Source organism: Plantactinospora siamensis (genome assembly GCF_042434095.1).
Lineage (GTDB): Bacteria > Actinomycetota > Actinomycetes > Mycobacteriales > Micromonosporaceae > KBS50.
Genome location: NZ_JBHLUE010000004.1, coordinates 82,695 through 97,617 on the forward strand (window position 1 = coordinate 82,695; position 14,923 = coordinate 97,617).

Below are 14,923 nucleotides of genomic sequence, written 5' to 3' on the forward strand. Positions count from 1 at the left end.
GCGGTCGGTCGGGCTCGCGGACCCGGCGGTCGGCCTCGCGGACCCGGCGGTCGGCCTTAGCGGGCCGGCTCAGGCGCTGGCGCGGAGGACCATGGGGGACGGGAAGAGCACCTCGGGCGGCCCCGGCAGGCGACCCAGCACGGCGTGTGCCGCTGCCGTGGCGATTTCGGTGACGGGGTGCCGGGCCGTGGTGAGCGCCGGGGCGGCCAGCGCCGCGAACGGCACGTCGTCGAATCCGGTGACCCCGACGTCGTCGGGCACCCGGACGCCGCAATCGCGCAGCCCGGCGATCACGCCGAGGGCCGTGGCGTCGCTCGCCCCGAGCACGGCGTCGGTGTCCGGCCAGCGGCGTAGCACCTCCCCGGCCGCCACCCGGCCGCGATCGGCGCTGAAGTCCCCCACGACCAGGCGTACCGGCAGTCCGGCGGCGCGCATCAACCGCCCGTACTCCCGGACCGGACGCGCGGCGCACGGCAACCAGCCCGGCCCGGTCACCATGGCCATCCGGCGCCGGCCCGCGGCGTACAGGTGCTGGACCAGCGCCGCCGTTCCGGCCGCGTTGTCCACGTCGAACGACGGCACCGCAGGGTTGCCCACCCCGATCGACGCGACCCGACCGGGCAGCAGCGTCGCGAGCACGTCGACCAGCCAGCCGGTCGGGTTGATCAGGATGACACCGCCCAGGCCGGGGTCCTCGACGAGCCGGGTCAGCTGGCGACCCGGCCGCAGCGGCAGCCACGCGGCGGCCACCCCGACGTCGTGCTCGGCGCAGACCCGGGCGACCGCCGTCACCACCCGGTCCAGGTACGGATCGTCGAGGATCTCCGGGCTCGGCCCGGAGGTGGCCACCACGAGCCGCAGGCCGGTGCGCCGGGCCAGCGCCCGAGCCGCCTGGTTGGGGACGTACCCCAACTGCCGCACCGCCGCGGCCACCCGGTCGTACGCGGCGCGCGAGATGCTGCCCCCGGCGATGGCCCGGGACGCGGTGGACCGGGACACCCCGGCGAGCCGGGCGACGTCCTCCAGGGTGGCCGTAGGCCGTGTCGCCGCCATCGCTGCCTCCCGTCACCGGCGCTGGGCGGCGCGCCGGACATCACCGAATGATGCCCCGGCGAACCGGCGTCCGTCACCCAGCGGCCCGACGTGGCGGCCGGCGCTATGGCTCTCGACCCGACACGGTGGCCGGCGCGGTGGCGCCGGCCTTACATGGCGGCCGGCGCGGTAGCGCTCGCGCTCTCCACCGCGCCCGAATGGGCGATCCGGGAGCGTACCGGCGCCCGGAGCCGATGCGGCCGCTCCGCTGCGCCGGCCGCCACTGCGCGGATCGTCGTCTCGCCCGGCGCACCGTCCCGCCCAGCGCCGTGCTGCCGATCGCCATCTCGCCCGCCGCGCCGTCCCGCCCAGCGCCGTGCTGCCGATCGCCGTCCCGCCCGCCGCGCCGTCCCGCCCAGCGCCGTGCTGCCGATCGCCGTCCCAGCGCCGTCCCGCGGAGCGCGGCCGCGCGGGTGCCGGTGTCGGCCGGCGGGTGCACCGCACCGCTTTCCGGGCCCGGCGCGGTCGAATCCGCACCATCTGGAACCGCCGGTGGAGGGGCGGGCTGGCGGCCCGAGTCTGTCGTACGCCCGTTCTAGCGTGAGGATCGTGATCGATGCGGCGGCAGGGGTGATGCGGGCGGCGCGGGCCTGTGCCGACGCGTCGGTCTGGCCCCTGCCGGACGCTGGTTTGATCGCAACCCTGGACACGATCCATCGGGCCGAGCGGTTGCTGGCGGCGGCGAAGTTGACGGTGGTGCGGGAGGTCGACGGCCGGGGCCTGGCCCGGGTGCAGGGCGCCTCATCGACGGCGGTCTGGATGCGGGATCGGTTACGGATTCCGGCTGCGGAGGCTCGGCGGTTGGTCGCGGACGCGGCGTGGCTCGATGCGGACGACCCGACCGGCGGGCTCGGGCCGGATGGCGCCCGTGACGACCACGCCGGCCCGCAAGACGACGCCGATGGGCGCGCCGGTCCGGCCGCTGGGCTCGCGTCGGGCGGCCCTGGCGGCGAGCACGCCGGCCCGGAGGACGGCCCGGATGGGCGCGCCCGTCCGGCCCTTGGGCTCGCGTCGGGCGGCCCTGGCGGCGAGCACGCCGGCCCGGAGGACGGCCCGGACGGGCGCGCCAGTTCGGCCATCGGCGATGGCCCCGGTCGGTGCGGGGCGGCCGACGGCACCGACGCGGCCAGCGCGGCTTCCGCCGCCGACCCGGCCAGCCGCTGGGTGGACGATCGGCACACGGGCTCGGACGCCGATCCGCCGGTCGATCGGGGCGCGCTCGGATGTGGCCGGGCGGCGGCCGGGTCGGTGCTGCGGGCGGCGGTGATCGCTGGGGCGGTGAGCCTGGAGCAGGCGCGGATAGTGGCGGTCGCGGTGGAGGGAGCGCGGCGGGAGGCCGGGGCGGTGGTGGCCGGCAAGGCGCTGCGGATGCTGCTGGCCCAGGCGGCGGAGTTGGAGCCGCGAGCGCTGCGGATGTGCGCCGACCGGATCCTGTGGCACGTTGCGCCGCAGGCGGCGGAGGAGGCCGACCGGCGGGCCCTGCGCCGGCTCGAGCGGGAGCTGGACCGGCGGCGGGATCTCACGGTGTCGGTCGGCCCGGATGGTGGGGTGCGGCTGCGCGGCACCCTCGATGCCGAGACCGGCGGCATGCTGATCGCCGCCCTCGACCCGCTCACCGGCCCGAACGGACCGGGCGACGACCGCAGTCCCGGTCAACGCCGCCACGACGCCCTCGGTGAGGCGCTGCGACTCTCCCTGCGCTGCGGCAGCCTGCCCGACAACGGGGGTGAGCCACCGCAGGTGGTGATCACCACCCGGATCGACGCGCTGACCGGCCGTCTCGGCGCCGGCATCCTGGACACGGGGGCACGGCTATCGGCCGAGACGGTACGCCGGTGGGCGTGTGACGCGGCGATCCTGCCGGCGGTGCTCGACGGCGCCGGCCAGGTGCTGGACGTGGGCCGGGCCCGGCGGTTGTTCACCGGGTCGCTGCGCCGGGCGCTGGTGCTTCGCGACCGCGGCTGCGCGTTCCCGGGCTGCGACCGCCCCCCACGCTGGTGCGATGGGCATCATCTGCGCAGTTGGGCCGACGGCGGGGCGACTGCGCTGACCAACGCGGTGCTGCTGTGCCGCTACCACCACCGGGTCATCCATCAAGGCCATTGGCAGGCCCGTCTCGCCCCGGACGGACTCCCCGAATTCCTGCCGCCGGCCTGGATCGACCCGCGACAGCTACCTCGCCGCAATCACTCTCACCTGCGCTGCTGACCGGACCGAGCGCCAGACCGCCACGTGACGAACTGGGCAACGCGCGCCACCGTCGGACAGTCACAGTGCGGCGCCGGGTATGCCATCGGGTACGCCAGCGCCAGCAACGTCCCAGGCTGAACGGCGGACCGATGGCCGGGTCACGGTCAGCGCACGCACTGCCCGGCCCAGCGGCGAGCGCATGGCCACGCCGGACAGGCATGCCGAACCCTGCGCGTCCGGCTGCACCCATGGGCGGAAATTCGTTTCTATCGGCCGGGTTGATCCGGACGCCTTGTCGCGTGAATGGAACAACATCCCGCGGCGGTTCCCCGTCCCCCGCGAAGCCGGATGTCCGCATTGTGCACCTGGATGGGCCGGCATTCCTTGCCCTGGCCCGGGGCGACGTCGCGGCGGCGAACGCGGCAAGCCCGGTGCCGGTCTCGACCTATCTGGCGGGTCCGGAGTGTCATGGACTCTGGCGGATGCGCAGCGTGCAATTCGAGCAAGATCCGGCCAGCGCGGCGTGGGTTACCGGCATCGTCTGGGACGAGGGCCGGCGCCTGGCCGTTGGCGCGGCTGGTTACCACGGACCGCCGGATAGCGCAGGCATGGTGGAGATCGGTTACCGCATCGACCCGGCATACCGACGTCGTGGCTATGCGCGTGCCGCGCTGGAGGTGCTCCTGGCCCGGGCGGCGGAGGAACCCAGCATCCGCCGGGTACGGGTCAGCATCCGCCCAGACAACCTGCCCTCCTGTCGACTGGCCCTGCAGTACGGCTTCCGCAAGGTCGGCGAACAGTGGGACGACGAGGACGGCCTGGAGATCGTTTATGAACTCCCGGCCGGGCTCCCGTAGACCGAACCGCGCCATCCGCATCCGGCGGCGACGGACGCGCGTCCGGGGCAGCCCGGCGCCGGGCGGCTCGCCAACCCGGCGCCGGGCGGCTCGCCAATCCGGCGCCGGGCCGGGGTCAGCCGGTGGAGCAGACCGTTCCGTTCAGGGTGAACGCCGTCGGCAGCACGTTCGGCCCGCTGTACGCGCCGACGAACCCGGCGCTCGCGCTGCCGCCGTTCGCCGCCAGCAGCCGGTTGTCGGCCGTGTTGGTGATCTTCACGGTCCGGCCCGTCTGCGCGAAGGTGCCGTTCCAGCCGCTGCTGACCTGCTGCCAGCCGGTCGGCCAGCGGAAGGTGAGGGTCCACCCGTTGATCGGTTCGGCGCCGTTGTTGACGATGTCGATGGCGCCGATGTAGCCGTTGCCCCAGTCGTTGGTGTCGGCGAACCGGACCGTGCAGGTGCTCTGCGCCGGGCTGCCGGTGGTGAAGGTGACCGGGGGCGACGACCAGGAGACCCGGCCGGCGTTGTCCCGGGCCAGCACGTTGACGGTGTACCGGGTGCCCGGGTTGAGGTTGTGGATGGTGAACGAGCCGCCCGACGTCTCGCCGGCCTGCTCGCTGGTGGTGCCGTTCTGCACGTACACCTCGATCTTCGGTGGCACGCCGCCGACGGGCGGCGGCACCGGCCACTCGATGGTGGCGTCCCGGTCGGTGATGTTCACGGCCCGGGGCTGCCCCGGTGCCGCGGGGCCGGCGGTCGAGCCGGCGGCCGGGTGCAGCACCAGCGTGGTCAGCGAGTACGCCGGCAGCGTGCGGCTGGTGGCGCTGCCGTCGGTGGCGCTGGCGATCGCGGTGGCGCCGTTGGTGTACGTGTAGCCGGTCGGCGCGCCGGCGGCCGGGGCGTACCCGGCGTAGTCGATGGCGACCGGGTGCGCGTTGTCCGGGTCCTTGTTGACCAGCAGCACCGCGAGGTCACCGTTGGCGCGCCGGGCGGCGTGCGCGGTCACCAGCGGATCGTCGGTGCCGGCCCGGATGAGCTGGTCGCCCGGCCGGGCGAAGAGGTTCATCATGGACAGCCCGTGGTAGGGCGCGAACGGCGTGTTGAGCGGGGGCTCGCAGACCGAGCCGTCCGACGTGCAGCCGCCGCTGGACAGCATCCCGAAGTCGCCGTAGTCGGTCTGGCCGGCCACCGTCGACACCGTGCCGATGCCGTTGTGCACATTCCACCAGTCGACCGTGAAGGCGCCGTTCTCCAGCAGCCCGCTGTACGCGTCGGCCAGGAACAGCGCGCCCGGTTGGGTGTCCTGGCCGGTGCCGACGTTCAGCTCGGTGAAGCTGATGCCGATCCGCCCCGCGTTGTCGCCCGCGTACCGGGTGAGCTGCTGCCGCAGCAGATACATGGCGTCGGTGATGTGCGCGGTGCGGGCCAGCGACTCGGCGGCGCTGCCGCCCGGGTACCAGTGCACGTCCACGAAGTCGATTTTCGGCCCGGCGATGGAGAGCACGGTGGAGTTCCACGGGCCCGGGTCGGCGCCGGCCTTCAACGCGTCCGGCCAGTTCGCCGGCATGGTGAGCACCGCGCCGACCTTGATGGTGGGGTCGACCGCCTTCATGGCGTCGGCGTACGCGACCACCAGGTTGGCGTACTGGGTGGCGCTCTTGTCGGCGTGGTCGTCGGCCTCCCACGCGGAGCCGTAGAGCCCGTTGCCGTAGTTCTCGTTGCCGATCGCCCAGTACTTCGCGCCGTACCCCTTGGTGACGTTGGCGTACCGGACCCAGTCGGCGGCCTCGGCCGGGGTGCCGGTGCCGTAGTTCGCGATGATCATCGGCTGGGCGCCGACCCGGCGCGCGCCCGCCATGAACGTGTCGAAGTCGGTGTTCGGCGCCACGTAGCCGCCGGGCGCGGTGTGCGTCTTCCAGTGGTAGATGTCGGCGTACGACCCGCCGGGGTAGCGCAGCATCCTGACGCCGGCCGCGCGGAGCAGGTCCGAGGTCTCGGCCGTGCCGAGGTTCGAGTCCCAGATCGCCTGGTTGACGCCGAGCGCGGTCTGCGGCACGGTCGCGAGCCCGGCCCGCGCGTTGACGGTCACCGTGACGGCGTCGCCGGCGGCCACCGCCCGGGTCGGGGCGGTGACGGCGGCCACGGCCAGGGTGGGGGCGGCGGCCACGGCCGGGATGGGGGCGGCCAGGCAGGTGAGGGAGAGGGACAGCACGGCCAGGGCCGTGGTGGTTCGTCTCATGCGGGGTCCTTCATCAGGTGGCACGGTCAGCCGACCGCGCAGGGGGCGCCGTTCAGGGTGAAGCCGGTGGGTTTGCCGGTGTTGCCGGTGTGGTTGGCCTGGAAGCCGATGCCGACCGAGGAGTTCGGCGCGATGGCGGCGTTGTAGGAGAGGTTCTTCGCGGTCACCTGACCCGAACTGGGCGCGTAGCTGGCGTTCCAGCCCGAGACGATGGTCTGGCCCCCGGGCAGGGTGAAGCCCAGCGACCAGCCGTTCACCGCCGAGCCACCGGTGTTGGTGATGGTCAGGTCCCCGGTGAGCCCGGTGCTCCAGGCGTTCACCGTGGCGGCGACCCGGCAGGTCGTGCCGCCCGGCGGCGGCGTGGTCGGCCCGCCGGTGGGGCTGGGACCGCCGGTGGGCGTGGGACCGGCCGTCGGGGTGGGACTCGCGGTCGGCGTCGGCGTCGGGGTCGGGGTGGGGCTCGGCGTCGCGGCGCCGTAGCTCAGCCCGTACCCGTACGGGAACAGCCCGGTCCTGCCGTCACCGTCGTTGATCGGCTCCTGGCCCGCGCTCGCCGGCCAGGTCATCGGCAGCTTGCCGGTGGGGGCGTAGGCGCCGAACAACACGTCGGCCACGCCCGCGCCCTCGCTGCCGGGCAGCCAGGCCGCGACCAGGGCGCGCCAGTCGGGCAGTTGCGCGGCGATGTCCAGCGGCCGCCCGGAGACCAGCACGGTCACCACCGGTACGCCGGCTGCCTTGAGCCGTTGCAGCGTGGCCAGGTCGGTGCTGTCCAGGCCCAGCGAGCCGGTCCGGTCGCCCTCGCCCTCGGCGTACGGCGTCTCCCCCACCACGGCGATGGCGGCCCGGTACGAGCCGTCGATCCCCGAGCCGTCCTTGCTGTACGTGACGGTGGCCCCGCCGCCCACGGCGTTGCGGATGCCCTGCAGGATCGTGGTGCCCGGGATGGTGGCGCCGGACTTGCCCTGCCAGGAGATCGTCCACCCGCCGGCCTGGTTGCCCAGGTCGTCGGCGTTCTTCCCGGCCACGAAGATCTTGCCGCCGGTCCGCACCAGCGGCAGGATGCCGCCGTCGTTCTTCAACAGCACCTGCGACTCCCGCACGGCCTGCCGGGCGACGTCGCGGTGCGCCTGGCTGCCGACGGTCGAGGCGTAGGAGCGGTCCGCGTACGGGTGCTCGAAGAGGCCCAGCTCGAACTTCTTGGTGAGGATGCGGCTGACCGCGTCGGCGATCCGGGACATCGGCACGGCGCCGGACTGCGCGGCGGCCTTCAGGTAGCCGATGAACAGCTGGTAGTCGTTCGGCACCATGATCATGTCGAGGCCGGCGTTGATCGCGGTGGTGACCTCCTGCTGGGTGAACCCGGGCGCGCCGTCGAGCTGATCGATGGCGGCCCAGTCGGAGACGAGGAAGCCCTTGAAGCCCAGCTCACCCTTGAGCACGTCGGTGAGCAGGTACCGGTTCCCGCTCATCTTCGCGCCGTTCCAGCTGCTGAACGACACCATGATCGAGCCGACCCCGCGGTCCACGGCGGCCTTGAACGGTGGCAGGTGGACGGCGCGCAGCTCCTGCTCGTTGAGCTGGGTGTTGCCCTGGTCCGTGCCGCCCGTGGTGCCGCCGTCGCCGAGGTAGTGCTTCGCGGTGGCCAGCACGGACGCGGGGCCGCCGAGTGTGGGGCCCTGCAGCCCGGTCACCACGGTGGTCATCGAGGACACCAGGTCGGGGTTCTCGCCGAACGACTCGTACGTGCGTCCCCACCGGTCGTTGCGGGCCACGCACAGGCACGGGGCGAACGTCCAGTCCAGGCCGGCCCCGGTTACCTCCTCCGCGGTGGCCCGGCCGATCTGCTGGACCAGGGCCGGGTCGCGGGTGGCGCCCAGCCCGATGTTGTGCGGGTAGACGGTCGAGCCGTACACGTTGTTGTTGCCGTGCACGGCGTCCAGGCCGTAGATCATCGGGACGCCCAGCGGCGCCGCCAGGGCGGCGCGCTGGAAGCCGTCGTACATGTCCGCCCACCCGGCCGGGGTGTTCGGCGACGGCGCCGAGCCGCCGCCGGACAGGATCGACCCGATCCGGTACGTGGTGACGTCCGAGGTGCTCACCGCCGCGCGCTCGGCCTGGGTCATCTGCCCGACCTTGTCGTCCAGGCTCATCCGGCCCAGCAGGTCGGCCACCCGTTCCGGGACGCTACGGGCGGGATCCTGGTACGGGTACGTGTAGGCAGCCAGGGCCGGCGCCGAGGTGGCGCCCGCCGGGGCGGAGGCGGTGGTGGCCACGGTCACGGCGACGGCCACCAGGCCGAGCACGGCGGCCCGGCGTGGGCGAGACGGACCCGGTCGGTTCATCAATTCTCCTTCGTCGATGCATTGACGATAGGAGCCAACCGCTCTCACCACCAGTGGGAGCGTGCCCATGAGTTCGTCCGACCCCACCTCGCCGGCGCCCCGGACGCCTCGGTCGTCCGTACGCGGAGCCGTCCGCCCGGCCTCCCGGGAAGCGATCAGGATTGAAGAAGCCCGGGCCCGGCGGCCCTGGTTAGCGTGGTGGGCGTGACCGGGACACCGGCCACGACCAGGACACCAATCGAGGAGTGATCATGACTGACCCGTCCACCGAGGGAGTCAGGACCCTGCTGCACCCGGTCTCCGACCTGGCTGCCGCGAAGGCGGTATACACCGCCCTGCTCGGCGCGGAGCCGACGAGCGATTCGAGCTACTACGTCGGCTACGAGGTCGCGGGCCAGCAGATCGGGCTGGTGCCGGGCGGCGGGCCCGAGCAGCTGACCTCACCGGTGGCGTACTGGCACGTTTCGGACATCGAGGCGAAGCTGGCCGAGGTGACGGCCGCGGGCGCCACCGTGAAGGACCCCGTACGGGAGGTGGGCGCCGGTCGCCGGGTCGCCACGGTCACCGATCCGGACGGCAACGTGTTGGGGCTGCTGCAGGACCGGTGATGTCGGACCCCGGCAGTAGTCTCAACCCGCGAACGGCACCCGGACAACGGATGGAGCGACGATGAGCAGGGCCACGGGGACGGACACCGGATCGGCGCCGCACGCCGCCGACAGTCACGACCTCATCCGGGTGCACGGCGCGCGGGAAAACAACCTCAAGGACGTCAACGTCGAGCTTCCGAAGCGCCGGCTGACCGTGTTCACCGGCGTTTCGGGCTCCGGCAAGAGCTCCCTGGTGTTCGCCACGATCGCCGCCGAGTCGCAGCGGATGATCAACGAGACCTACAGCGCCTTCGTCCAGGGCTTCATGCCGACGCTGGCGCGGCCCGAGGTCGACCTGCTCGAGGGCCTGACCACCGCGATCATCGTCGACCAGGAGCGGATGGGCGCCAACCCCCGCTCCACGGTCGGCACCGCCACCGACGCCAACGCCATGCTGCGGATCCTGTTCAGCCGGCTCGGGCAGCCGCACGTCGGCTCGCCGCAGGCGTTCTCGTTCAACGTGGCCTCGATCTCCGGCGCGGGCGCGGTCACCGTCGAGCGCGGCGAGGCCACCACCAAGGAGCGGCGCAGCTTCAGCATCACCGGCGGGATGTGCCCGCGCTGCGAGGGCATGGGGTCGGTCACCGACTTCGACCTCTCCGCGCTGTACGACGACAGCAAGTCGCTGAACGAGGGCGCGCTGACGATCCCGGGCTACACCATGGACGGCTGGTACGGCCGCATCTTCCGCGGCTGCGGCTTCTTCGACCCGGACAAGCCGATCAGGAAATACACCAAGCGGGAGCTGCACGACCTGCTGCACAAGGAGCCGACCAGGGTCAAGATCGAGGGCATCAACCTCACGTACGAGGGCCTGATTACCAAGATCCAGAAGTCGATGCTCAGCAAGGACGTCGACGCCATGCAGCCGCACATCCGCGCCTTCGTGGAGCGGGCCGTGACGTTCACGGTCTGCCCCGAGTGCGACGGCACCCGGCTGAGCGCGCTGGCCCGATCCTCCAAGATCAATGGGAAGAGCATCGCCGACGCCTGCGCCATGCAGATCAGCGACCTGGCGGACTGGGTCCGCGAGTTGCGCGAGCCCTCGGTGGCCCCGCTGCTCACCGGCCTGCAGCACCTGCTGGACTCGTTCACCGAGATCGGCCTGGGCTACCTCTCCCTCGACCGGCCGGCCGGCACGCTCTCCGGCGGGGAGGCCCAGCGCACCAAGATGATCCGCCACCTCGGCTCCTCGCTCACCGACGTCACGTACGTCTTCGACGAGCCGACGATCGGCCTGCACCCCCACGACATCCAGCGGATGAACCAGCTGCTGCTGCGGTTGCGGGACAAGGGCAACACGGTGCTCGTGGTGGAGCACAAGCCGGAGGCCATCGCGATCGCCGACCACGTGGTCGACCTCGGCCCGGGCGCGGGCACCGGCGGCGGCGAGGTGGTCTTCGCGGGCACGGTGTCCGGGCTGCGCCGCAGCGGCACGCTGACCGGGCGGCACCTGGACGACCGGGCGGCGCTGAAGCCGGCCGTACGCACCCCCACCGGGAAGCTGGCGGTGCGCGGCGCGGCCACGAACAACCTGCGGCACGTGGACGTCGACATCCCGCTGGGGGTGCTCACCGTCGTCACCGGGGTGGCCGGCTCCGGCAAGAGCTCGCTGATCCACGGCTCGGTGTCCGGGCGCGACGGGGTGGTGTCCATCGACCAGGGCGCGATCCGCGGATCGCGGCGGAGCAACCCGGCGACGTACACCGGGCTGCTCGACCCGATCCGCAAGGCGTTCGCGAAGGCCAACGGGGTGAAGCCGGCGCTGTTCAGCGCCAACTCGGAGGGCGCCTGCCCCACCTGCAACGGCGCCGGCGTCATCTACACCGACCTGGCCATGATGGCCGGGGTGGCCACCACCTGCGAGGAGTGCGAGGGCAGGCGGTTCCAGGCCGCCGTCCTGGAATACCGCTTCGGCGGCCGGAACATCAGCGAGGTGCTCGGGATGTCGGTGACCGAGGCCGAGTCGTTCTTCGGCGCCGGCGAGGCGCGCACGCCGGCCGCGCACAAGATCCTCGACCGGCTCGCCGATGTCGGCCTCGGCTACCTCAGCCTGGGCCAGCCGCTCACCACGCTCTCCGGCGGCGAGCGGCAGCGGCTCAAGCTGGCCACCCACATGGGCGCCGACGGCGGCGTCTACGTCCTGGACGAGCCGACCAGCGGCCTGCACCTGGCCGACGTCGAGCAGCTGCTCGGCCTGCTCGACCGGCTGGTCGACGCCGGCAAGTCGGTCATCGTCATCGAGCACCACCAGGCCGTCATGGCGCACGCCGACTGGATCATCGACCTGGGGCCCGGCGCCGGCCACGACGGCGGCCGGATCGTCTTCGAGGGCACCCCGGCCGACCTGGTCGCCGGGCGTGCCACGCTCACCGGCGAACACCTGGCCGCCTACGTCGGGCGCTGAGCGCCGATGTCCCGCACCACCCTCTACCTGGTCCGGCACGGCGAGCAGGACCCGGCCACCGACCACGCCCCGGACGGTGGCCTCTCGCCGCTGGGCCGCGAGCAGGCCGATCGGCTCGGCCGGCGGCTCGCCCCGGTGCCCTTCTCGGCGATCCACCACAGCCCGTTGGCGCGGGCCGCCGAAACCGCCGGCATCGTCGCCGGCCACCTTCCGGGGGTACGCCCGCACCCCTGCGACCTGGTGGCCGACCGGACACCGGTGCCCAGCGCCGGACGGCGTTCCGCATACCCGGACCGGTGGCACGGCTGGCTCGACGGCGTACCCGAGGATGAGCGCGACACCGACGCGCGGGCCCTGCGGGCCGCCGTGGCGCGCCTCGGGGTGACCGGTGACGCCGACCGGCACGAGCTGCTGATCACGCACAACTTCGTGATCGGCTGGTTCGTCCGGCACGTGCTCGACGCCCCGGAGTGGCGCTGGATCGGCCTCAACCAGGCCAACTGCGCCATCACCGTGCTGCGCTGGGATGCCGAGCGACCGCCGGTGCTGGTCAGCTTCAACGACACCGGTCACCTGGCAGCGTAGGTATTCCCGTCCCGCACCCCCGCTGACCGCTCCCGGTCACCGCAGATACAGATGTGGCTTGTCCCATCGCACTTCGACGGCTTGCGCACCCGCGTTGCGCACCGTCAACCGCAGTGCGCTCGCCACCTCCCGGCCCGGAAGGCCCGGTGGTGTCCGGGGAACGCTTTGGCCTTGATGACCGGGGCGGCCTAGCATGCGGGCATGATCCCTGAGCACTGGCTCCCACACCGCCGGCAGCTCGACGACGAGCTGCTCGGCTACCTCGTACCCGTCGATGACGGCGCCTTCGAGCCGGTGACGGTGTTCGGCTACCGGCTCGGCGCGGCCGGCGATCGTGCGGACGCGGAGGCGGTGCTCGACTCGGTGGGCCTGAGCTATCTCGCCGACCGGTGGGTCCTGCGGCTGCCGGATCGTGCCGAACCCATCTCGGTCCAGCTGGTGGAGGCGAGCCCGGAACGCCTCGTGGTGCAGAACGTGGACTACGGCTACGAGGGAAACTACGGCGCCCGGTTCGAACTCGACGTGCCCGAAACGGGCCGGCTCGACCGTGCCTGAGGGGTCACCCCTGCCATCGATGTGCGTCGCAAGGCGTGCGGCGAGCCGGTCGCGACAACGGGTGAGACGGGCCCGTCCCGCGGCATGCCGTCCGCGGTCGACCGCCCGGGCACCGCACCGCTGGACCGGGTTCAGTCGAACCGGTTGGCGATCGCCGTCAGCCGGCGGGTGTAGGCCGGCCAGTCGGCGGCGTCCGGGAGGTTGCCGTTCGTTGGCAGCAGGCCCGCAGCGCCGTCGAGCTGCTCGCGCAGGATGTCGGCATGGCCGGCGTGCCGCTGCAGGTCGACGATCGTGTGGACCATGATCTCGTGCAGCGTCACCTCAGCGTTGCCCCAGTGGGCGACGTGCCCGACGGCGTCCAGCGGCAGGGCGTCGACGGTCTCGTCGGCGAACGCCTGCACCCGCCGGTAGAGGTCGATGACCCCGGCGGCGGTCTCGGTCTCGGTGGCGTACCAGTCGGCCTGCGGATCGGCGCCGTCGGCGGGGACGAGCTCGTCCGGCGTGGGCCACTCCCGGCCGAAGGTCGGGCCGAAGTAGCCGACCTCGGTGTGCAGCGCGTGCTTGACGATGCCCAGCAGGTTGGTGCCGGTCGGCGTGCGGGGCAACCGCAGGTCACGCTCGGACAGGCCGTCCAGCTTCCAGAGCAGCACGCCCCGGGCTCCCCGCAGGTAGTCCTTCAACACGTCCTTGGCGGCGGTGACCATGCCCGGAGTCTGCCACGCCCGGCATCCGCGGAAGCACCCGGCGGCGGCAACCAGGGGGCCCACGGGTGAAGGCCCGGCGGCGGTACACCGCCGGCACCGCGGAGCCTTTTCGCTGCAGGGTGTCCGATCCGGGCCGACTCGTTCGTAGACCAGGATGAGGGGCAGGGACGTCTGCCCGACCCGAGACCGGCGTGCGGCTCGCCCATCTGGCGGGCCACGGGTGACATCCCCGGCGGGTCCTACGCGCAGCGGAGGCAGAGGCATGGCAAGGCTGATCTACCAGACCAACGTGTCGCTTGACGGCTACATCGAGGACGAGCGCGGCGTGTTCGCCTGGCTGCCCATGGACGACGAGCTGTTCGTGCACTACACCGACCTCCTGCGGTCCGTGGGCACGTTCCTCTACGGGCGGCGCCTGTACGAGTCGATGGCCATCTGGGAGACCGACCCCGCCCTGGCCGCGCAGTCCGACCTCATGGCCGACTTCGCGCACACGTGGCAGGCGGCCAGCAAGGTCGTCTATTCCACGACCCTCGCCACGGCGTCAACTGCCGACACCCGACTGGAACGCCGGTTCGACCCGGCGGCGGTACGTGAGCTGAAGGCCACGGCCAGCAGCGATCTCACCGTCGGGGGCGCCAACCTCGCGGCGCAGGCGTTCAAGGCCGGCTTGGTCGACGAGTGCCAGCTGTTCGTCTGGCCCGTTGCCGTCGGCGGGGGCAAGCCCGGACTGCCGACCGGCGTGCGCACCGACCTTGAGCTCCTGGACGAGCGCCGCTTCCAAAACGGGGTTCTCCTCCTCCGTTACCGCCCGCTCGGGCAATGACCGGCAGCCAGGTCCGGGCCGTTGGCGCTCCCTGTGGGGCCGGAGCGCCAACGGCCGAGGAGCCGAGAGGAGCCGGTAGGCTTCCCGGGCCGGCAGGCCTCCCAGGCCGGTCAGAACGACACGACGATGCCGATCATCGGGGGGCGGCGTAGCCGCAGCAGCCGAGCGAACCAGTTCCCCGCCCGCGACATGACATACCGGCGGGCCAGCAGCTGGCGGGCCAGCGCCGTCCCGTCCGCGTCCAGCAATCGGGCCGTTCCCGTCTCGCTCGGCGCACCCGGCGCCACCTTCCCGCGCGGGGAGCACGGCTGCACCCGTACCCGCGGATTGTTCCGGATCCGCTTGACCTTGCCCGAGCCCGCCTCGGTCACGATCCACAGCTCGGCACCGTGCGGCACGTGCCAGACCGGCGTGGCCACCGGGGTGCCGTTCCTGCGGAAGGTGGTCAGGCTGACGTACCGGCTCCGGACGATCTCGTCGGCCACGCTCATCCCGCC

General features: G+C 72.9%; 12 protein-coding genes. 7 read left to right on the forward strand and 5 right to left on the reverse strand.

The genetic code is table 11. From position 1 onward, the window contains the following. Positions 1 to 69 precede the first annotated feature (69 nt). Positions 70 to 1,053 carry a LacI family DNA-binding transcriptional regulator gene (locus ACFFHU_RS05305; RefSeq protein WP_377336300.1) on the reverse strand — a complete coding sequence of 328 codons (984 nt, stop codon included), beginning with the start codon at positions 1,051 to 1,053 and terminating at the stop codon, positions 70 to 72. Between the two features lie 588 nt (positions 1,054 to 1,641). Between ACFFHU_RS05305 and ACFFHU_RS05310 the strand changes: the two genes are divergently transcribed. Both ACFFHU_RS05310 and ACFFHU_RS05315 read left to right on the forward strand, forming a co-directional pair. Next, on the forward strand, positions 1,642 to 3,300 hold the full coding sequence (locus ACFFHU_RS05310; RefSeq protein WP_377336302.1) for an HNH endonuclease signature motif containing protein: 1,659 nt from the start codon (positions 1,642 to 1,644) through the stop codon (positions 3,298 to 3,300). A gap of 341 nt (positions 3,301 to 3,641) precedes the next feature. After that, on the forward strand, positions 3,642 to 4,139 hold the full coding sequence (locus ACFFHU_RS05315; protein WP_377336304.1) for a GNAT family N-acetyltransferase: 498 nt from the start codon (positions 3,642 to 3,644) through the stop codon (positions 4,137 to 4,139). 115 nt (positions 4,140 to 4,254) lie between these two features. On the opposite strand, the gene ACFFHU_RS05320 is transcribed toward ACFFHU_RS05315, so the two are convergent. Then, a complete protein-coding gene (locus ACFFHU_RS05320; protein WP_377336306.1) occupies positions 4,255 to 6,357 on the reverse strand; it encodes a cellulose binding domain-containing protein in 2,103 nt (700 codons plus the stop codon). 26 nt (positions 6,358 to 6,383) lie between these two features. Then, on the reverse strand, positions 6,384 to 8,699 hold the full coding sequence (locus ACFFHU_RS05325; protein WP_377336309.1) for a glycoside hydrolase family 3 N-terminal domain-containing protein: 2,316 nt from the start codon (positions 8,697 to 8,699) through the stop codon (positions 6,384 to 6,386). Positions 8,700 to 8,950: 251 nt separating this feature from the next. Here ACFFHU_RS05325 and ACFFHU_RS05330 point away from each other — a divergent pair, with 251 nt between their 5' ends. The 4 genes from ACFFHU_RS05330 to ACFFHU_RS05345 all read left to right on the forward strand — a co-directional run bounded on the left by ACFFHU_RS05330 (position 8,951) and on the right by ACFFHU_RS05345 (position 12,896). Next, on the forward strand, positions 8,951 to 9,307 hold the full coding sequence (locus tag ACFFHU_RS05330; RefSeq protein ID WP_377336311.1) for a VOC family protein: 357 nt from the start codon (positions 8,951 to 8,953) through the stop codon (positions 9,305 to 9,307). Positions 9,308 to 9,368: 61 nt separating this feature from the next. Beyond that, on the forward strand, positions 9,369 to 11,756 hold the full coding sequence (locus ACFFHU_RS05335; RefSeq protein ID WP_377336313.1) for an ATP-binding cassette domain-containing protein: 2,388 nt from the start codon (positions 9,369 to 9,371) through the stop codon (positions 11,754 to 11,756). Positions 11,757 to 11,762: 6 nt separating this feature from the next. Continuing rightward, entirely contained in the window at positions 11,763 to 12,341 is a 579-nt protein-coding gene (locus ACFFHU_RS05340; RefSeq protein ID WP_377336315.1) for a histidine phosphatase family protein, read from the forward strand. A gap of 201 nt (positions 12,342 to 12,542) precedes the next feature. Next, positions 12,543 to 12,896: a hypothetical protein gene (locus tag ACFFHU_RS05345; protein WP_377336317.1), complete on the forward strand. Its 354-nt coding sequence runs from the start codon at positions 12,543 to 12,545 to the stop codon at positions 12,894 to 12,896. Positions 12,897 to 13,027: 131 nt separating this feature from the next. Here ACFFHU_RS05345 and ACFFHU_RS05350 read toward each other — a convergent pair whose 3' ends face one another. Next, positions 13,028 to 13,600 carry a DinB family protein gene (locus ACFFHU_RS05350; RefSeq protein WP_377336319.1) on the reverse strand — a complete coding sequence of 191 codons (573 nt, stop codon included), beginning with the start codon at positions 13,598 to 13,600 and terminating at the stop codon, positions 13,028 to 13,030. Between the two features lie 262 nt (positions 13,601 to 13,862). On the opposite strand from ACFFHU_RS05350, the gene ACFFHU_RS05355 reads away from it, so the two are divergent. Continuing rightward, positions 13,863 to 14,426, forward strand: a complete 564-nt coding sequence (locus ACFFHU_RS05355) for a dihydrofolate reductase family protein (protein WP_377336321.1) — start codon at positions 13,863 to 13,865, stop codon at positions 14,424 to 14,426. A gap of 110 nt (positions 14,427 to 14,536) precedes the next feature. Here the strand turns inward: ACFFHU_RS05355 and ACFFHU_RS05360 are convergent, their stop codons facing one another. Next, positions 14,537 to 14,917 carry a PPOX class F420-dependent oxidoreductase gene (locus ACFFHU_RS05360; protein WP_377336323.1) on the reverse strand — a complete coding sequence of 127 codons (381 nt, stop codon included), beginning with the start codon at positions 14,915 to 14,917 and terminating at the stop codon, positions 14,537 to 14,539. Between the last annotated feature and the right edge of the window lie 6 nt (positions 14,918 to 14,923).